Raw genomic sequence first — 19,345 nt, 5'->3', positions numbered from 1 at the left:
AAATATCTGATTATTTGAATATAAGAAGAACATTACTCTAGGACGCAACTGTTGTCAACGCCAAAATAATGTTATTCCTTTATTCTCCGCGCATACCTTCGAGCAATGAAATGGTATTCACCAGATGGTTATCAAATATTTGTTTAGCTACGGCCAGAAGATCTTTAATTAGAGGATCACGTAACGAATAGATCACAGTGGTACCTTCTTTTACACTGGCTACAACATTCTTAGCGCGTAAAACAGCTAACTGCTGGGATACAGCAGAACCTTCTGATCCTAGAATGGCTTGTAGCTCATTCACATTCTTCTCACCTTCGCTGAGCAGTTCCAGTATACGAATTCGCATCGGATGAGCCAGCGCCTTGAAGAATTCGGTCTTAAATTGCTGAATTTCGGTGTTCATAGACTTCTACTCCTCATAGCTTACTTCTGATTCTAATGTCATCTTTGTATGTTATCTTAGTCCCTGATAAGCGTCAAATACTCAAGGGGTAGATGCTCACATTACGAACCTGTACTTCTACAAACACACCAAGCGCCATAGGCTCACCGAGACACTCGAACATCACTAAACTTTCACCTATTCGCAAAAATCCTGTTCCGTCCTCTTCAATATTCTCCAGCACACCGGTAAAAACAACCTTATCTCCCTCTAACCTTGTATTGAACTCACTAGCAGGTGCAGGCAGAATATCCACCCATCTCATCAGCAGCTCCGAAAGCTCGAATTCCACATCTGTTTCCTTATCTGGCTCCACAGGAGCTCCGCACCAGATCCCCCGACCCTCGCCAAACTCTGTGCGAAAGAATACCTCATCCTTTTTCATGCCACTCTTTGTAATTTTGATTTTCATAGCTATTATTCCACCTTGATAATTTATAACGATCATTATACATGACAATGAACCGATATTATCAAGTGTAATTCTGAGTAACTTTATTCAGATACATACTAGGATGCAGCCAAGGATGCTTAAAGAACTCACTTTTCTTCGTAATTCTCCGTGAGACACCCAGATCATAATCGATCATAGACTTTATCCGCGCTGCGAATGCCTCCCCTTTCACCAGTATTCCCAGCTCGAAATCGTGGCAGGCGCTTCTCTCATTGATGTTGTAGGAGCCATGAAATACCGCCCGTGATCTATGGTCATAGGTTATTTTCCAATGTGAAAAACGACCTGTGAAGCTGTAATCATAAAAGGAAACCCCATTGAGAAACGGCTTATACATATTGCCTCGTACCGCCGCAGTATTGGTAGGATGATCATTAACCTTCAGCGGATTGCAGATGCTCAGATGACAGGAACAGTCTGGCCCCAGCTCCCCCAGCCGATCCCAAAACTCTTGATCAATCAAATAAGGATTTACAATCACCGTCTCCTCAGTCGCATAGGTAATTAAATTCAAATAGTATTGCTGAATTAAGTTAACTGGATTACCCGGAAAGCTTGCAAACAGTGTACATTCTTCCTCCCCAAAATGATAATTTACATTCGGATGGTAGAAGGCATCATCCACGTCAAAATGATCACCTCCCAGAAGTAACCAACGGGAATGAAACTTAGCATTTAAAGGCTGCGCCGCCGCGCCACGGATCCGGAAGCAGCCATCATGCCACTCCTCTTTTTTACTAGGAATCCCCTGTAGATGTCCTTCTATACTGATCGAAGAAGATGCCTGAACAGGCGTCACGTACGTGTATTGATCTCCAATATTCAGGCTGCCAATAATAGAGGTTACCCCATCAATGACCATAAACTTCCGATGATCAATGACATTCAGCCCAGTGATTTCAACGTCCTCTTGTACTTTATCCTGTAAGAACAGGATACTTTCCGGTACGCCTTGTTGCTTCAGCGCCTTCCGCTTCACACGCCATTCTACGGCTGTATAATAAGAATTGAAGGTATTCAACAGCTTAGCTCCTGCATTCTCGAGCCTTTCAGAAATCTTGGAAAATTGACCAAACGCCAGATTGTTCTCATACCCTAAAGCTGTCAGCGCGTAATTGACCATGATCCGTACCTTCACCCCCCGTTTAAGGGCGTGAAATAATTCATCTGCAACCAGATTGCCTGAATGGTCATTAAAGAAGAGCATCACGGACAGGTGAATATAATGCTGTGCCTTCTTTATTTCTTCTAGTATCATCCCTAGGCACTCGGGTCCATTCACGTAAGGATCTACTTGGTTATTCCATGTGGTTTGTGGGGCCAGAGCTTTTAGCTTGTCTGAATCTAATCTGTCTAATACTTCAGTAAGTTGTCCCAGCAATCTTGGGCTAAAGCCAGGAACCTGAAATAGCTGCTCACCCTCCGTAATGACTCCGCCAATGGACTGTCGGTATGCTCTAGCCGCCTCCAGGTCGATCCCCATTAGTCTGCGCTCCGCCTCTTCTCCTGCTTCGCCCATAATGCGGGCAAGTGAACCGCCTGATAAATAATAGTTCACGATATCGATCATATTTTTCTGTATTTCCATATGTAAGATCCCCTATCTTTATTGTGAGTGCACATGTATCAAGGTAAGGATAGATACCCTTGAACTCCTCCTTATAAACGGGGAACATAAAAAACAGGAATGCCCCGCAGCCATGGCTATGGAACATCCCTGTTTAAGATCAACCAGGATTTACTAAGAATCGAGATAACTTATTTCACTTGCTCTGCGCTAAATACTTTTACGTCTAGTGGCGCAGCCAAGAATTCACCAGCTTTAGCTGAGAACGCGGTAAAATGAGCGCTCGTATTGTGGCTGGATACGGCTTCAGCGTCGCGCCAAGTCTCCACCATAATAAATGAGTTTGCTTCTCCAGCATTCTCATACAGCTCGTATGAGAGATTTCCTTCTTCAGCGTGAGTAGCTGTGAGAAGTGTTTTGGACTCCGCCAAAAACTGCTCGCGACGTTCCGGATTCACTTTAAGTACTGCATGGATAATGATCATTGTATTTTCCTCCTAAGGAATAAAGTATTATTTCCACTCAGCAATTTTATCGATAGGCAAACGGACAGATGGGTAACCTGCATCAACAGCCTTACCGATGGAAAGCAACATTACAGGAACATAACGATCTTTTTCCATGCCAAACGCTTCTGCGATTTGATCTTTTTCATAACCGCCGATTGGGTTTGTATCGTATCCATGTGCACGGGCAACCAGCATCAATTGCATTGCAACAAGAGCACCATCAATAAGCACAGTATCTTTGTTAACTTCACGTGGCAAGGTAGCAAAGTGAGCAGATAATCTAGTTAATTGGTTTTCTTTTACTTCAGCAGGCATTAGTCCACGTTCAACAGCTGTGCCATAAATCTCCTCCGCATAGTCGAAATTGTTCAAATCACCAAAGATGGCAATCATAGCTGCAGAGGTTTCAACTTGTACGCCATTAAAGCGAGCAAGAGGAGCTAAAGTAGCTTTTGCTTCTTCACTTTCAATGACAAGAAACCGCCAAGGCTGCATGTTTACAGAAGAAGGTGCAAGAGTCGCTTCCGTAAGAATCTGAGTCATCTCTTCTTTGCTGATCTTAACGGATGGATCATATTTGCGGATAGAGCGGCGACCCGTAATAATTTCTTTAAAATCATTGGTTTGTGTTTGTGTAGCGTTCATATGTGTATTTCTCCTTTGAGTGTGTGATTTTGGTAGTTACAACAGATTGATATTAGATTGCAGACGATTAAGCATATCTATGAGCACTTTTCGCTCCTGATCGTTAAATCCAGTAAGCAGAGTAGCGACAAATCGTCTCTTCTCTTCGCCATATTGAATCATTCTTTCCCGCCCTTGATCCGTTAATGAGACCAATGTAACCCTGTTATCTGCGGGGTTGTTGCGGCGAGTGATCGTACCACTCTCTTCCATCCCTTTCAAGTGCCGAGTGACGGCGGCCGCATCTATATCCATGCCCTTTTGCAGCGTAATTTGGCTGACTTCATCCACTTGGAATAGTTCATGCAGGAGGCGAAGCCGTGTGGGGCTAATGCCAGCACATCGTTCGAATTTCAGACAGATTCCCTTGTTTAATGCCTGCAGCAGTTCAAATATGCGGTCTTCCTCAGGATAGTGCTCCGTCAAAATATACCTCCTTTATAAATTTAATTGCATGCAATTGTTTTGTATAAAATTATACTAACTGATAATCATTGACCCGTCAACTAATATATCAAATCATTTTTTAAAAATCAACATTGCTTATCCTCTTATGGTGCTATAGTCTTGAACAAAAAGGAGGAATCCTATGAGAATCTCCCTGATTCAGCTGGATATAGCATTTGGCAAACCCGATATGAATTATGCTGCTGTAGCAAATAAAATTAGTGTAGCTGCCGCCACAGTCCCCGACTGTCTTATTCTCCCTGAGCTTTGGACCACTGGCTATGATCTGACCCGACTAGAAGATATTGGTGATCCAGAAGGAGAAATTACCAAGGAATTCATCTCCAGATTAGCCAGACAATACAACATCAATATCGTCGCTGGTTCAGTCGCTAGCAGGAACGCCTCCGGTGTAACTAATCGTATGTTTGTATTTAATCGAACTGGAGAACTCGTTGGCGAATACAGTAAGCTACATTTGTTTCAGCTAATGGATGAACATCTATATTTGCAGCCTGGAGAAGACAAAAGCCTCTTCACATTGGAGGGCACGTTATGTGCCGGATTAATCTGTTATGATATCCGATTTCCAGAATGGGTTCGTGCCCATACCGCACAAGGCGCAGAAATCTTGTTTGTCAGTGCAGAATGGCCATTATCCAGGCTGTCACATTGGCGTGCACTACTGATCAGCCGAGCGATCGAGAACCAATGTTATGTAGTAGCCTGCAACCGTGCAGGAAGCGATCCTAACAATACCTTTGCTGGGCATTCTATGATAATTGATCCTTGGGGAGATATTTTATGTGAAGCTTCTGATGGGGAAGAAATCCTAACGGGGGATATCGATTTACATATGGTGCGTCAAATTCGAGCACAAATCCCGATTTTTGCAGACAGACGTCCGGACTTATATGATTAAAAAGAACGTAACAGATGCTGGCCTCTCGCCAGATTTCCGTTACGTCCTTCTTAACGATGCTCAATATCCATTTATCCTTGGGCATAACGTTCATGCAGAACTCGCGCAGCATCCAGAACACGCGGATCTTCATAGTCTAGGAAATATCCGGTCTCCTGCTGTAGCCTGTCAGAGGATTTAAGCACCAATCCACGGTGGGCTAATGCTTGTCTAATACCTTCGGCAAATACTTCAGTCGCATTCGGTCCACCTAGTTCGCCAAGCCCAGCGATCGTCTCTGGACGAACCCGTGGATAAGATAATGCTGAGTCTCCTCCAGAGGCTTGCTCATAAAATTTATGAATGAGTTCACCACGTTCCTGTCCCGAACCCGAAACCACTACAAATGCATGTACGAAATAGGCATTATTTTGTCTGCGCTGAGCAATGCCGCAAAATTTCCGCCCACCGATCGCCAAATCGAAGTCCCCCGGGCAGTAAGAACCAACAATTTCACCAGCCTCAATTCGAGCCGCAGCCTGTGGATGACTCATAGCAACTGCCTCAGTGATCAGAGAAGCCAGAAGCCTAAAGTCATCATGAAAGTCCAGCTTTCCGCGTCCTTTGGGGAGAACTAGCGAAACATTAACAATTCCATCATCCAGAGGCACCGCAGCACCACCGGAATGTCTTACCGCTGTACGAATTCCTTGCTGCTCCAACTTAGCCATCGCTTGAGCCGCGTACGGAAGCTTGCTGTCCCGTAGGCCCAGCACAACACCCCCGGAATGACTCCATAGGTGCAGACTAGGAGGAACAAGTCCCGCTCCGACATCCCTACAAAGGGTCTCTTCAAAGGCGAACGGGATCAACATCTCCCCGATGCCCCCTGCTTTCTCATCTATCCTGTCATCCTTTAAGATTAGATGCTGGAAAAGTCCCATTTCTGCAGGAAGTCCGATGACTTCTTTACTTCTATTAACAGATCCATTGATCATTGCATCGTATTCCCGAGTATCCACCGATTCCCCTCTTTCCCGTATTATCCGTAATATTGTAATCGTTCTGCCTCGCTAGTGCGAAATCAGAATTGAAATGAGGTTATGATAACGCTATCCTTATAGTATACGAACATACCCCAGCTCGAATAGGGGGTAGCCTTAGGTTCATGCTATACACAACGTTAAGGAGTGATGCCGCATGACAGTGGAAGTGATGAAGGAACGACAGTTAACCAAGACAAGACAATGGGAACAGGCACTTAACCTGCTGTATATTGATTTCTGGGATTACTGCCATGATGCAATTAGCAAATTTGATGACGAGGACATTCACCAAGCAAGATTGAACTGCCGCAAGCTGTTAACACTGCTTTCCATTCTCGACCCTGGTCATACTCTAGGGCTATACCCCCTATTTGAAAAAGCCCAAAAGAGATTAGGCAAGGTCAGAGATGCAGACGTTCTGATTGAATCGTTCAAGACTAAACGTAAACACGCCAAGGAAAACAGCGATACAAAGACAGCAGAACTGTTGAAGGCTGTGATCGACCACCAAAAGGACAAGCGCAAAACTTATCGTAAAAAGCTAGCCGATAAGCTGCCTAAGCTAATCAATGAGGATCTGGATGAGAAGTGGAAAGCTTTTCTAAGTGAACAGCTAGAGGCCCTGGTAGCGAAAAAAGATGCCAACGTTGTCATGCGCGAACTTGAGGTAGCTTACGAGCAGAAGAAAAAAGCTTGCAAGGCTATATTTCGTGGACAAGATGCCGAATCAGAAGCAGCCTTCGACTCACTGCATGAGCTGAGGATGGCTGCTAAGGAACTGCGATATACCGCTAGTGCAGCCTCTTTTGCGTTAAATCAGAAATTTCATGCCCATGAGGAAATATATAAGCAGATTCAAGATCAACTCGGGCTAATTAACGATAAACGCCTATGGCTGGAAACACTAAATGCTATTGGGCGAGAAGAGCTGAATGTCGGCAAAAAAACATGGAATACCTTTACTGAAGAATTAAAAACCGAGGTACTCGATGCACTGCACCAAAATGATGTCATACCGCTCACACATCAAATAAAGTAACTCTGAATCTTTTATAACCTCTTTATTCAGCCGTTGTATCTGATGCGCCGTATTCTTCTATATTCACATTTACTTCATAGGTAATCGGAATTTGGCTGAAGGTTTCGTCCCAGTTATCCTTGACGCTCCGCCATACGGCTGGATGCTGATTATGTAGACTGGTGCCGAAACCGGCAGCTTCGGTATGCAGTTCCTTCTGCATTTTTGTTACAGTAGTTTGCACCAATTCTAGGACACGCTTCTGCAGCAAAGCTTTATCCTTCTTTACAATTCCGTCATGTAATTTCTTCGGTTTCTCGGCAAAGACCTCGGCATATCTACCTGTAGATTTTATTTTCACGTTAAAAGAGATCTGCCCATTGTTCACATTAGCTTTGATCTTGCTATGCATGGATTTCACCTCATAGGTTAAGAGGTCATTGGTATCCGGATTATACGTCTTAAGCACTCCTCCTAACCCCTTTCCGGTCAGCCAAGCCATCCCCTCCAGTTCCGACTCATCCAAAAATCCAACAAGCTTCCCCGTTGTCCCTTTGATTACACCTGCTCCTGATAGCTTTGTCTCCTGATCAATAGCGATAACATTTTGCAATAAGAAGCTTTTCTTTCCTTGCAATGGGCCAACTACTTTTGCCAAAGTTACCGGCTCCCATATCCCCATATTCCGGTCTCTATTATTGAAGATGCCTTCAAGTACAAAAGCAGGAGTCTGACCCGGTAGTGCATTTTCCAATACATCTTTGGCCATTCCCTTGCTGACAAATAACATAACACTCGGACGAATATCATTATCCCGAGTAAAGAAATCTATGATTTTAGTAAGGTTGTTGGAACGCGCGAGTTTTTCACTAATCACAATAACCTTTAAATGATGACCAATCGGAGTGCGTCTAGTACGCAGTGAAAGCTGCCGCATCGCTTCAAAGATAGAATCGCTAGTTTCACTCATATTATAGTAATTCTTAAAGGAGGAGGAAGAGGAACTGGCAGAAGACTTCATAACAGCCCCTCCCGACCCCTGCGGAATCGTAAATTGATAGGTGCTTATTATTTTTGTAGGCTTCGTATGATTCTCCCCTTCAGACTTAGCTATTTCCTCGCCTCCTGACTCCTCCGCACTGTCTAGTGCAACACCAATCTGCATGTTTAACTCCTCAATCGGTGTGCTGCTCCAGCAGCCTGATAACAGAGAACACAGTACAGAGAGTACGATCCACAACCTCCATTTTTTCATGAAGCAGCCCTCCGGAAGTAGGTGATGATTAATAATGGTAAGGGAAGCAAACCGAATAAAATAAGCATACAATCACCGATGCCTGATCCTAAAGCAAACAAAGCATTCACATTGGGAGGAATCCTAGAAACTATATAAACAACAGGAAGTAACGCCAATAAACAGCTTTTGAAGTTTCTATGAATGATTTGAGACAAGCCTAACGCCGCTGCATAAATCGCAACACAAAAGGTACAAAAGATCTGCATAATCCAGATCACCAACAACAACGACTCAAACCTCTCAAAGATGAGATAGTTCACTTCAAAACTTCGTACAAGATCGAGAAACGGCCAGGTTCTTGTGAGAACTCCATCTATAGAAAAGGCACCTATAGTCGCTACAACTGCCAGGACATAAAATATCGTCGATATACAAGTTCCAGCTATTATTACCTTCACTGCTTTTTGGGGCTTGTCCATAAAAGCAACAACGAACAGCATTGCTTCTCCAGCTGTAAAGGTCAGGATGGTTGGCCTAATCCCTTTCCATACGGGTTCCAATCCGTTTCCAAGGACGGGAAGCAGGTTATTGAGGTCGAAAACTTCGAAACTAAGCAGACAAACTCCTAGAAACACTGTCCAGGTGATCGGAACAATAAGTCTGCACATGCTAGTGATCGCATTAATTCCTCCTCTGCATAAATAGAAGGCAATCCATATAAAAGCAGCCACTATCGCCCAAGGAGGTGTTCCTTCCAGTAGAAAAAAAGAGGTCACTTCCTGCACCGAACGTATCTCAAAACCGGCGATACTGAGAAAATATCCAATGACTCCTATTGAGAGAACCATTCCGAGTGGCTTGCCGATGATCTTCCCGATATATTGAAAAAAAGTTTGGCCTGGGAAGCGTTGACTAAGCTTCACTATGATCAATCCGAACAGAAAGGAGATTACTCCCCCTAACAAAATACTTATCCATACATCTGGACTGCCACTGGCCTCTACAATGGTCCGAGGAAGCGTAAGCACCCCTGCCGCAATCGTATAATTGGCTAGAATGACCGTCGCTTGAACAGCAGTAATTCGGTCCTTTACATCGGGGCTCATGTTCTCTTCCTCCTTCACCTAGACTTTTCACCCTTTACGCAAAGGGTCTTTTGGTTTCAACAACGTAGGCCGCCCGGTTAAAAATTGCAAAGGCATACGGAATATAAAATCTTTCCAATTGACTGTCTTATTCGGGACTGCCAGACCAAGATAGGGAATACCAAAGCTCTTCAGCTTAATTAAATGACTACTAAGCAAAAGAAAAAACAGTACCACTCCGTATAATCCAAAGATTGCTGCAAAAAACATAGCTGCAAACCGGAGCATACGAAGCGTCATCCCCGCACTATACATTGGCATAGAGAAGGAAGAAACAGCCGTAATTGATACTACAATGACTAGGATTGGACTCACGATTCCAGCTTCTACCGCGGCTTGGCCAATGATCAAACCGCCGACAATTCCCATCGCCGGACCGATAGGTTTAGGTAAGCGAAGTCCAGCCTCCCGTAAGATTTCAATCGAGGTCTCCATAATCAATGCTTCGATTAATACAGTGAAGGGAACGCCTTGCCTGGAGGCGATAATGGAAATAGCCAACTTCGTTGGAATCAATCCTGGCTGGAACGAGAGGAAGGAAATATATAGTGCTGGCGCAAAAAGTGATATCGTTGCCGCAAAAAAACGCAAAAGACGTAGCAGCGACCCTACCATCCAGCGATCGTTATAATCCTCTGGAGATTGCAGTAACATTCCAAAGGTCACCGGCATAATCAAAGCGAAGGGAGTACCATCAATTAAGATAGCTACTCTTCCTTCCAGAAGTGCTGCCATTACGCGGTCCGGTCTTTCTGTATTTTGAATTTGCTGGAAGGGACTATAACTATTATCTTCAATCAATTGCTCGACATAACCAGATTCTTGAACATCATCTATATCTATCGTTTTTATTCTTCGTTTAACCTCTTCTACAAGCTCATCATTCGCAATATCCTTGATATAGGTTAAGATGAGTTCCTTCTGCATTCTCTTTCCTACAGTAAAAGAAATCATTGCTAACTCTGTACTCTGCCCGTGTCTACGCAGCATTGCCGTGTTGTCGCTTAATGTCTCATTAAATCCGCTTCGTGAGCCCCGCAGGACTGCTTCAGATTCCGGCTCCTGAATCCCCCTTGTATTCCCCTTCGGACTACTAAGCACAAAAGCCTTGGATATCCCCTCCACGAGCAGCACGGCAGATCCAAATAACACCTTCTGAAGCGAGAGGTATGCATTATCCGTAAGCTCAATTTCCGAGATGAGTAGTATCTCATGAATGAGAATATCTTGTAGAACCTCCGCTTCCGGAATGGTATTTATTTCCTTAAATGGCTGATACGCATTCATTAATGGCTTCAATATATTCTGATCCATTTTGTCTTTGTCCGTTAGACCGTCTACGTACAAAAGTGCTGCCCTTGTCTTAATGTTTCCAATTCGCAACTCCCTTACATTCACATCATGCATATCGGCGCTGATTTCTCTGAATTTCTGCAAATCATCCTCAAAATGGCCACTATAAGTTATTCTCTTCCCCTTATCCTTAGTTACTACATTCGAGCTGGACTGCTTCACCGGCCCTTCTAAAATGCCTGTTTCTCCAGAGTCTTCTCCGGAAGAAACACCTCCACCTTTGCTACCAGTAGCTTTTTCCGCTCTAGTCGTTATCCTGTCTTCTTTAGCTTTAGCCCAGCTTATTGTACGAAGCAGGAAGAAAGGGACACAGAAAATCATAATCCCTTGGAAAACCACACCCCAACTTGGAATTAATTCTATTACCTCATTCCACACCCCTAACACCTCCTTTATAGCTGTGACCGTATTTTTTACCGAAGATGGATAATTCATGCATACAAAAAAGACCCCACAGTATGGGGTCTCCCTAAGTTAAACTTCATATGTTCTTATACCTCTATTGTATCTGTAAAGTGTCGGATGCTAGTCTTGGACGTTCGGCTGACGTAATTAAAGTTTATTGCGGCATCATGCGAGTGGTGATCGCGATGCGATTCCATGCATTGATTGTAACAATTGCCATGATGATCTCGCCAAGTCGCTTAGTATCGAAATGGCGCTCCGCTTCCGAATAGACATCGTCCGGTACATGTCCTTGCGTCACGAGTGTAACTGATTCGGTCAGCGCAAGCACTGCACGCTCCTCGTCGCTGTAGAACGGCGCTTCACGCCATGCGTTCAGCATGTAGATGCGCTGTTCCGACTCGCCTGCCTTGCGGGCATCCTTCGTATGCATATCGATGCAGAAGGCGCAGCCATTAATTTGTGACGCTCTGATTTTGATTAACTCCAATAACGACTTCTCCATGCCTGTCGATTGTACGAACGCTTCAAGACCCATCATCGCTTTGTATGCGGCTGGAATTTCACCGGCCAGATCCATTCTTTGTTCCATGGGGATAGCTCCTCTCCGGCTGTAGACCGGTTATCTTTTGATTGTTTCACTAATAAGACAATGCAAAAGCTCCGTTTGTGACAGGTTACCCCATTCGTTGTAATTTATCGGGATTGAGTACGATATAAATATGCTCGATCCGCTCCCCGGCCGCATCAAGCTGGAAGCTGATTGTCTTAAGCGGCCGGCCATCCCGATAGATGACGATGCCCAGCTGGCCGTTAAGTAGCACCATCCTTTGCGAATCTCCGAGGAAGCCCTTCGTAATGACGCCTCCAATGAAAGCTTGAACACGATCTCTGCCCGTAATAGTGAAGATCGCTGCGCGAACTTTACCGCCGCCGTCCGACGTAAGCAGCGCATCCTCGGTCAGCAGGCTGACAAGCGCATCGACGTTGCCGCCTCGAGCAGCTGCGAGGAATGCTGTCGCAAGAGGTGTTGCCTGAGCCGTGTTGTTTGGCAGAACTGGCGATTGTTGATGCAGCTTATCATTAGCGCGGCTAAATATTTTTCGACAGTTGGCTTCTGATTTTCCTAATACATCAGCAATTTCGCTATATTCGAAAGCGAAGGATTGGCGCAAGATGAAGACAGCTCTCTCAACAGCCGATAAATGTTCCAGCATGACGAGCAGGGCGTAGGATACATTTTCATCGTGATCGAAAAGATCAGCAGGATTATCGCCGCCTCCATTCGTAAAGCTGACGAGCGGCTCCGGCAGCCATGTGCCGACATATTGCTCTCTCCTTATACGGGCGGATTGCATATAGTTGATGCAACGATTTGTTGTCATACGGATTAAGTAAGCTTTCGGATGGGTGATATCTATTGTTTGTAGCTTGCTGTACTCGATGAATACGTCTTGAACGAGGTCCTCTGCATCTGCTATAGAGCCGGTCATACGGTAAGCGATTGCCCTCAGCAGAGAGTGATAGTTGGTATATGCGATCTGAAAATCCATACGTGCTAGACTCCTTCCAAAGCTGTGCCTTTCATACCGTCACGGCTCACCGCGGCGTCTACATCGTTCAGCGGATGATCAACAATGTAGACGCTCTCCTAGGGCTTCATGTCTAGCCTATTTAGTGCACGTAGGAAAATATCCGGATGAGGCTTCTTAATGCCTTCTCAGCTTGAGATTAATATAGCATCAAAATACAACTAAATTCCAATTCCCTATGCTAGAATAACCTTGTTCAGTATCCCTTGGTAGGCTGCTATCGGACGTAAGCCAACCAACTTTTCCATTGGCTGCCCATCTTTATATACAATGACTGTAGGCATCCCCATAACACCAGCTTCCCCAGCCAGATCCGGCAATTCGTCACAATTCACCTTCACAATAGAGACATCGTCTCCATATTCCTGATGAAGATCTTCCAAAAGAGGCAACAGCACCTTGCAAGGGGGACACCATGGCGCACCGTAATCTACCAAAACCGTTCCACCACCGCGAATCTCTGCTCGTACCCAATCAGTGCTATCTGCATTTGTAATAGCCATTTGTCATTCCTCCTCATAGTTTTCAACCCCAGCAGTACCTACTCCAAACTCTCCAGTGTACATGCCTCTAAACTACTCTCGTTCTGCTCTTGCAAGATAGAGGCCATTCTTTCTTCCAAATTGCGTTTGATCTGATTCAGTTCTACAAGCTGACGTTCAATATCCTCAAGCTTGCTACGGTATAGTGGCATCACTTCTGCGCAGAAAGCTTCTTTGTTCTTCAAAACACAATGTAGAAAGCCCGCGATCTGCTCTGTGGACAGACCCAGGTTCAAATATAATTTTATCGTTTCTACCGTCTCCACAGCGAGCGGAGAGTACTCCCGATATCCGTTGGCCTGACGGATCGGCGAAATTAATCCCTGACTCTCATAATAACGAATTGAACGGACGCTTACGCCCGTCAGTTTAGCAAGCTCACCTATTTTCATAGCAATCTCCCCGGGGTTCATGAGAATTGTTCTACACCAGTATAAACCCTGACATCAATGTAAGAGTCAACAAAAAAATCCAACCGTAGTTATCCCACAGTTGGACTCATTTATAATCTTACAACAAGTATATCCGCCGCTTATATTCTACAATAATCCTGCTGCCCAAAGCCCACCTCTACGAATCATTTCGCGGAATGGTTCTACTGAGAATGATGGTAAATGATGCCCTGGCATTAAATAAACAACCCGTCCCAAGCCAAATTCGTGACACCAAGCCGCTTGGCGCATAGCTCCCTCATGAGAATATTCAGCGAGCACCGTTGTTTCGAAATAAGGATGCATCTCAAAATAATACGGCTCATCCTCAATTACAAATTCTTCAATTCCCTGCATAATGGGATGCTCTCGTGCGGGTATGGACATCTGCAGCGAAGTATACTCTGGATGATGGGTGAAATGTGCGCCTAGCATAGCGCCAAGCTCCTGATTGCGCTGTAAGGAAATTCCGTTATGTACCACTAGTAGTCCGCCCCCGCCAGCCACATAAGATAGCAAAGCACCACTTTGATCCGCGGGGATTTTGTCATCAGAAAATTCAGTGTAGGAGATTACCAGCTTATAGTCAGACAACGTTTCTTTATTGAGAAGTGCATAATCCTCTGAAGAGAAAACCTGTAAGTCATTCGCAAGGATTTGTTCGATCTCCCGGTCCACGCCAGCAAAGGGGTGATATTTAACCTCCGAGTAGCTTCCGAGTGCGAGTGCTTTTAGTGTAGACATGTTATCAGCGCCTTTCTTCTTATCTATTTTGAAATATCCGTTCTACCACGGCCATGAGCTGCCATCCGTATCCAGATAGGCCGGTTCCTCGCCCATATATTTTTTATAATCCAGAACAAGGTCGATAATCTGCTCCGCGGACTGTTCAGGAGTCATTTCCGCTTGCTCATCCTTCTTACCATGCATATAAGTCTGCAGCCAGCCAGGATGGAACACCATTACTTGACCGCCAAGCGTTTTCAGATGATTATGCATCAAGGAGGACTGCATATTCAGTGCTGCCTTCGACATACAATAGCCATACATGTTGATACGCTTATTTCGGGCAATACTGCCTGCCTCTGATGAAATATTGACGATTAATTTATCCTCACTTTGTAGTAATAGTCCCATCAGTGCATTGCTGACTCTTAACGCGCCAAGCGTATTTACATTATATATTTCTGCCATGCCTTCATCATCCAGCTCCACCAGCACAGTAGCATTATCAGCAGAACGAATAATACCTGCATTATTAATAATCATATCGACATATCCAGTTTTACTGGCTATTACTCTTGCAGCCTGCTTTACACTATCTTTATTGCTGATATCTAGGGGGATAAGCTCCAACTGTTCAGGATATCGCTCTTTAAGCGCTTTCAAATCTTCCGATTCTTTTAAAAACTGTCCTGCAAATACTGAGAACTGTTTGGCCAGCAACGAACGCACAAGCGACAGTCCGAGCCCCCGATCAGCTCCAGTTACACATGCAACTCTCTTCATTCTTCTGAACACTCCTATCTCGTAGCGATATGGTTAGGCATGTTGCTTCTTTTCACCTTAGCATGCTGTACTCTTTTTTTCAACGCGATTGGTTTCAGGTATATCGCCTCTTGTGCAAGCCTTTCAGAATCCTTTTTGTTTTAATTTTGATATATGTTACAATCATGATTACAGGTTGTTAACAACACAATTGTTAGCAAAATAACGATCCCAGGAGGGTGATATCTATGTCTATTCAACAACTCCATACGCTGGAGGATCTTGAGCAATATGTAGCTAAGCCTGGCAAGAAGCTGCTGTTCAAACACAGCACGACCTGCCCGATTAGTGCTAAAGCTAATGAAGAGTTTCAGGCTTATCTGAAGGATGCGGATACTGCCGCTGCAGTGGTCTTAGTCATCGAGGATCGTCCCGTTTCCAATCAAATTGCTGAGGATTTTGGCATCAAACATGAATCTCCACAACTCTTTCTGCTTGAGGACAATGAGGTTCGCTGGAACACTTCCCACTGGAAAATTACAAGAGATGCTATCAAAGAGGCTGTGAACCAATGAGTGAGCCAGTGATTGTCTATTCAACCGCAGGGTGCAGTGACTGTAATTTGGTTAAAAATTATCTTACGGAGCAGGGTGTCCCTTTTGAAGTAAGAGATGTTATGACCAGCACAGTCTATCAAGAGGAAGTTGAGAAGCTTGGTTTCATGGGCGTTCCTGTCACCGTAGCAGGGGATCAAGCGATCAAGGGATTTAATCTTCCTGCGCTCAAAGCACTCATCGAAGCTGCCCAATAATTAAGCCATTAAACTATTCAGTACATGATGTAATTCATAGCTGCAAAAAAGGGTATCCTCATAGCCAATCGGCTTGTGGATACCTTTTTTTCAAAATATAAGAATCTATAATTTTCACGCTATACATTATCCTTATATTTCTCGCATAAACGCTTACCGTCCTTTAGGGACGCCGAAGGCGTTTTTACTTGTTAGTCATAGTCTATGCTTCCTCACGTATGAGATCTGCCACGACCAGCACATCCACGTTTCTGGCAGAACGCAGAATCTGCTTGGTAACATCGCCGCGAATACTTTTTCGCAGCCATGAGCGTTGTGATTGACCGATAATAATCTGAGTGCTCTGCAGAGCTTGAGATCTTTCAAGCAGCAAGGACGCCACTCGGGCAGGGAGCACGTTAGGAATCATCCTGAACGTTCCACCCAGTCGTTCCGTCAATTCCTTTAAATCATTTATACGTTTATCATATACGGGTCCATTTTGTTTAAATTCCTGCACATACGTAACATACCAGCAAGCTTTTAGACGATATGCAATCCGAAAACCACGCCGAATTAAACGCTCCGCATGATCCCCCAAGGTGATACACACATATATTACTTCCTGACGCCGCCAAGGTCCCCGTAACGAACCAACACGTTCCCAAGATTCTAGCCTTTCATCAACATCATCAGCAATTTCCCGCAATGCCAGCTCCCGTAGGGCTATTAAATTTCCGATTTTGAAAAAAGCCCCCAGCGCCTGATCCACCTTGGCCATGGCATATATTTTTCCATCCTTCATTCGCTCTTGAAGCGTCTTGGGTGATACATCGATAAGCTCTACCTCATTTGCCCGCTGTAGAATGCTGTCCGGAAAAGTCTCCCTCACTCTAACTCCTGTAATTTGCTCTACGGCGTCATTCAGACTTTCTAAATGCTGCACATTCACGGTAGAAATCACAGATATTCCCGCATCCAGCAGTTCCATAACATCCATATACCGCTTCTTATGTTTGCTGCCTGGCATATTGGTATGAGCGAGTTCATCCACTAGCACGACTTCTGGATTACGCTTAATAATTGCTGCCGTATCCATCTCCTCAAGGATAGTCCCGCGGTACTCCATACGTAGACGCGGAAGGGTCTCCAAATCGCCGATTTGTTCAAGGGTTTCTTTGCGGCCATGTGTCTCCAGGAGCCCTATCACGACATCGATCCCTCTCTTTAAGAGATCGTTCCCTTCACGCAGCATCTTGTAAGTCTTGCCCACACCGGGAGCAGCCCCAATATATACCTTAAAGGTTCCTCCGCGAATCGCATCGATTTTATCCTTTACTTCCTGACTGCTTAACCTGTGATAGGCATCCGCTTTCCGTTCATTACGACTCTGCCGGGTTGGAAGTACACGTTCTCCTTCGCGATCTGCGCGATCCGCTACGAAGAACACATCCACACCTCGGATTTGCTTCAGTAACGAATTAGCGATTGAGCCTTTCCATAATTCCTGCCAAGCGGTCTGCTTGGAATGTCCCATAACGATCCGGGTAATATTATGTTCGATCGCGTATTTTACCAACAGATGTGGGATCTCCCGCTTCGAGCGAAAGGTGATCTCCTCCATAGAGGCACCAATCTTCTCGGTCAGCTTCCAGAGGGAACGCTTAAAGGTAGCTGCTTCCTTAGAAAGGGTGAGACCCTGCTTCCAGAATGACACCACTGACAGATCCCCATTTAACCGCTTGGCAATCTGCTGTCCACGTCGGATATGGATCGAGCCATTCCAATAATACTGCGCAGATACCAACACCTTTTCTGCGATCCCCGAAGCTCCCTGCAGCCCTTGTTCTTCCCGGTGTTTCTCCAGCGAGTCATTAACATCCTCAGCGACCATTCGAAGTGCCAGCTCCCGCAGCTTGCTTAAATTACCCTTATTAAAAAGCGATCTCTGCTGGCGTTTACCTAAATGGCCATCGGACAGGCGCTGAAGTATTTTTTCAGGGGTCACATCAATTAGAACGATATCATCGGCAAGGGTAAGCACCTCGGCGGGAAGAGAATGCTCTACCTCAATCCCGGTCCATTTCCGTGCCAGATCCGCAGCACCTTCTAGTTCGTATACATTTACAGTTGTGATGACACTAATCCCATTGCTCAATAAGTATTTGATATCGTCCAGTCTTCCAGATCTCTCCGCACCCTCGCGATTCTGGTGGGCCAAGCCATCGGTTAGCACAACTTCTGGATTACGTGCCACAATAGCTTCTACATCAAGATCCTTCTTCTCTATATCTTTCTGAAACCAATGAATACTTGGTATCCGTTCCAAATCGCCCAGCTGATCCTTAGTTTCTGGACTCTGATTCGTCGAAACCGCACAGATCACAACATCGATTCCCTGCGCTTTTAGTGCCTGGCCCTCACGCAGCATCTGATACGTTTTGCCCGACCCACTGACCGGACCGATATAGATCTTCAGACGTCCCCGATGCAGCTCATAGATAGAGAGCAGCAGCTCCTCCGGCGTCTTCCTCCGGTATGTTCCCATCAAGACCACTCCTTAATAACCGATCATGCATGTACCCTTCTGTTTCCGAAAGCAAGATATCCCTGCCCGATTCTAGTAATCTGGCAGGGATATTTACTATATTTATTTGTTCGCTAGTTTCAGTAGATCCATGTTCAGCTTCAACACATTGACCCGTTCTTCACCAAACAACCCTAAGTCACGACCCTCGGTATGCTTATTTACGAGCTCTTCCAGCTGCGATGCAGGAATACCGGTTAAATTGCTAATCCGAGGAATCTGCACCATTGCTGAAGCTGGTGTGATATGCGGATCAAGCCCCGAACCCGAGTTGGTGACCAAATCAACTGGCAATTTGTTCACGGGCACATCCGGATTATCGAGCTTCCACTGCGTAATGAAATCCTTTGTCCGCTGCAGCATATCCGGATTGGATGGAGCGTAGTTATTGGACCCTGAGGCTTCTGCTTTATACTCAATACTAGACACACGACCATGAAATAGTCCTGGGTTCGTAAAGTTCTGCCCAATGAGTTCCGAGCCTACAACTACTCCAGCATCATTCTTAAGCAAGCTGCCGTTCGCTTGCGACGGCATTAGAACCTGGGCAAGCGCTGTAGTTGTCAGAGGATAGATCACTCCGCAGAGAACAATAAATACTAAACTTAGTCGCACAATAATAAAGAAATAAGCACCTTTCGATGATGATAACTGCTCTTCAGTGTCCTCCATGGAGTTTCCGTTATTCACGATGCTCTCACCCT

22 protein-coding genes and 1 pseudogene are annotated in these 19,345 nt (G+C 45.0%); 4 read left to right on the top strand and 19 right to left on the bottom strand.

Annotated elements, in window-relative coordinates; translation table 11 throughout:
* Positions 1-79: 79 nt before the first annotated feature.
* From MKY19_RS02785 to MKY19_RS02760, 6 genes are all read right to left on the bottom strand, one after another.
* Positions 80-406 carry a metalloregulator ArsR/SmtB family transcription factor gene (locus tag MKY19_RS02785; protein ID WP_339800124.1) on the bottom strand — a complete coding sequence of 109 codons (327 nt, stop codon included), beginning with the start codon at positions 404-406 and terminating at the stop codon, positions 80-82.
* A gap of 73 nt (positions 407-479) precedes the next feature.
* A complete protein-coding gene (locus tag MKY19_RS02780; RefSeq protein ID WP_339268541.1) occupies positions 480-857 on the bottom strand; it encodes a hypothetical protein in 378 nt (125 codons plus the stop codon).
* A 61-nt stretch (positions 858-918) separates the two neighbouring features.
* Positions 919-2,487, bottom strand: coding sequence for a phospholipase D-like domain-containing protein (locus tag MKY19_RS02775; protein WP_339268540.1), 1,569 nt, complete (start codon positions 2,485-2,487; stop codon positions 919-921).
* Positions 2,488-2,657: 170 nt separating this feature from the next.
* Complete coding sequence (locus MKY19_RS02770) at positions 2,658-2,951, bottom strand: putative quinol monooxygenase (protein WP_042184585.1); 294 nt, start codon at positions 2,949-2,951, stop codon at positions 2,658-2,660.
* A 27-nt stretch (positions 2,952-2,978) separates the two neighbouring features.
* Positions 2,979-3,620: a nitroreductase family protein gene (locus tag MKY19_RS02765; RefSeq protein WP_339268538.1), complete on the bottom strand. Its 642-nt coding sequence runs from the start codon at positions 3,618-3,620 to the stop codon at positions 2,979-2,981.
* A gap of 36 nt (positions 3,621-3,656) precedes the next feature.
* Complete coding sequence (locus MKY19_RS02760) at positions 3,657-4,085, bottom strand: MarR family winged helix-turn-helix transcriptional regulator (RefSeq protein WP_339800120.1); 429 nt, start codon at positions 4,083-4,085, stop codon at positions 3,657-3,659.
* Between the two features lie 163 nt (positions 4,086-4,248).
* Between MKY19_RS02760 and MKY19_RS02755 the strand changes: the two genes are divergently transcribed.
* Positions 4,249-5,028 (top strand): carbon-nitrogen family hydrolase, encoded by a 780-nt coding sequence (locus MKY19_RS02755; RefSeq protein WP_339800117.1) that lies wholly within the window; start codon positions 4,249-4,251, stop codon positions 5,026-5,028.
* Positions 5,029-5,099: 71 nt separating this feature from the next.
* Here MKY19_RS02755 and MKY19_RS02750 read toward each other — a convergent pair whose 3' ends face one another.
* A complete protein-coding gene (locus MKY19_RS02750; protein WP_339800114.1) occupies positions 5,100-6,029 on the bottom strand; it encodes a hypothetical protein in 930 nt (309 codons plus the stop codon).
* Positions 6,030-6,207: 178 nt separating this feature from the next.
* Between MKY19_RS02750 and MKY19_RS02745 the strand changes: the two genes are divergently transcribed.
* Entirely contained in the window at positions 6,208-7,092 is an 885-nt protein-coding gene (locus MKY19_RS02745) for a CHAD domain-containing protein (protein ID WP_339800111.1), read from the top strand.
* Between the two features lie 22 nt (positions 7,093-7,114).
* Here the strand turns inward: MKY19_RS02745 and MKY19_RS02740 are convergent, their stop codons facing one another.
* The 10 genes and pseudogenes from MKY19_RS02740 to MKY19_RS02695 form a co-directional block, all read right to left on the bottom strand.
* Complete coding sequence (locus MKY19_RS02740; RefSeq protein ID WP_339800108.1) at positions 7,115-8,326, bottom strand: Ger(x)C family spore germination protein; 1,212 nt, start codon at positions 8,324-8,326, stop codon at positions 7,115-7,117.
* Complete coding sequence (locus MKY19_RS02735; RefSeq protein ID WP_339268528.1) at positions 8,323-9,414, bottom strand: GerAB/ArcD/ProY family transporter; 1,092 nt, start codon at positions 9,412-9,414, stop codon at positions 8,323-8,325. The genes MKY19_RS02740 and MKY19_RS02735 overlap by 4 nt, the downstream gene beginning before the upstream one ends.
* A gap of 27 nt (positions 9,415-9,441) precedes the next feature.
* Positions 9,442-11,184, bottom strand: coding sequence for a spore germination protein (locus MKY19_RS02730; RefSeq protein WP_339800104.1), 1,743 nt, complete (start codon positions 11,182-11,184; stop codon positions 9,442-9,444).
* Positions 11,185-11,365: 181 nt separating this feature from the next.
* A complete protein-coding gene (locus MKY19_RS02725) occupies positions 11,366-11,803 on the bottom strand; it encodes a carboxymuconolactone decarboxylase family protein (RefSeq protein ID WP_076285910.1) in 438 nt (145 codons plus the stop codon).
* A gap of 85 nt (positions 11,804-11,888) precedes the next feature.
* Entirely contained in the window at positions 11,889-12,764 is an 876-nt protein-coding gene (gene sigJ, locus MKY19_RS02720) for an RNA polymerase sigma factor SigJ (RefSeq protein ID WP_339800101.1), read from the bottom strand.
* A 101-nt stretch (positions 12,765-12,865) separates the two neighbouring features.
* Positions 12,866-12,961 (bottom strand): annotated as a pseudogene (locus MKY19_RS02715) (L-2-haloalkanoic acid dehalogenase); the annotation flags it as partial.
* Positions 12,962-12,979: 18 nt separating this feature from the next.
* On the bottom strand, positions 12,980-13,306 hold the full coding sequence (locus tag MKY19_RS02710; RefSeq protein WP_339800098.1) for a thioredoxin domain-containing protein: 327 nt from the start codon (positions 13,304-13,306) through the stop codon (positions 12,980-12,982).
* A 38-nt stretch (positions 13,307-13,344) separates the two neighbouring features.
* Positions 13,345-13,737 (bottom strand): MerR family transcriptional regulator, encoded by a 393-nt coding sequence (locus MKY19_RS02705; protein WP_076285912.1) that lies wholly within the window; start codon positions 13,735-13,737, stop codon positions 13,345-13,347.
* A gap of 147 nt (positions 13,738-13,884) precedes the next feature.
* Positions 13,885-14,520, bottom strand: a complete 636-nt coding sequence (locus tag MKY19_RS02700; protein ID WP_339800095.1) for a ThuA domain-containing protein — start codon at positions 14,518-14,520, stop codon at positions 13,885-13,887.
* Between the two features lie 42 nt (positions 14,521-14,562).
* Entirely contained in the window at positions 14,563-15,285 is a 723-nt protein-coding gene (locus MKY19_RS02695) for an SDR family NAD(P)-dependent oxidoreductase (protein ID WP_339268519.1), read from the bottom strand.
* Positions 15,286-15,512: 227 nt separating this feature from the next.
* Between MKY19_RS02695 and ytxJ the strand changes: the two genes are divergently transcribed.
* Positions 15,513-15,839 carry a bacillithiol system redox-active protein YtxJ gene (gene ytxJ, locus MKY19_RS02690; RefSeq protein ID WP_042123836.1) on the top strand — a complete coding sequence of 109 codons (327 nt, stop codon included), beginning with the start codon at positions 15,513-15,515 and terminating at the stop codon, positions 15,837-15,839.
* Complete coding sequence (locus MKY19_RS02685) at positions 15,836-16,075, top strand: glutaredoxin family protein (protein ID WP_042184561.1); 240 nt, start codon at positions 15,836-15,838, stop codon at positions 16,073-16,075. Before ytxJ ends, MKY19_RS02685 begins: the two co-directional genes overlap by 4 nt.
* Before the next feature lie 202 nt (positions 16,076-16,277).
* Here the strand turns inward: MKY19_RS02685 and MKY19_RS02680 are convergent, their stop codons facing one another.
* Positions 16,278-18,602 carry a histidine kinase gene (locus MKY19_RS02680; RefSeq protein ID WP_339800090.1) on the bottom strand — a complete coding sequence of 775 codons (2,325 nt, stop codon included), beginning with the start codon at positions 18,600-18,602 and terminating at the stop codon, positions 16,278-16,280.
* 102 nt (positions 18,603-18,704) lie between these two features.
* Positions 18,705-19,313, bottom strand: a complete 609-nt coding sequence (gene kdpC, locus MKY19_RS02675; RefSeq protein ID WP_076300181.1) for a potassium-transporting ATPase subunit KdpC — start codon at positions 19,311-19,313, stop codon at positions 18,705-18,707.
* Positions 19,314-19,345: the final 32 nt, after the last annotated feature.

This window comes from Paenibacillus sp. FSL R5-0744 (genome assembly GCF_037972555.1).
In the GTDB taxonomy this organism is placed as follows: domain Bacteria; phylum Bacillota; class Bacilli; order Paenibacillales; family Paenibacillaceae; genus Paenibacillus_AQ.
The sequence above is the reverse complement of the archived record's forward strand: the minus strand, read 5'-3'. Positions and strand labels throughout refer to the sequence as shown.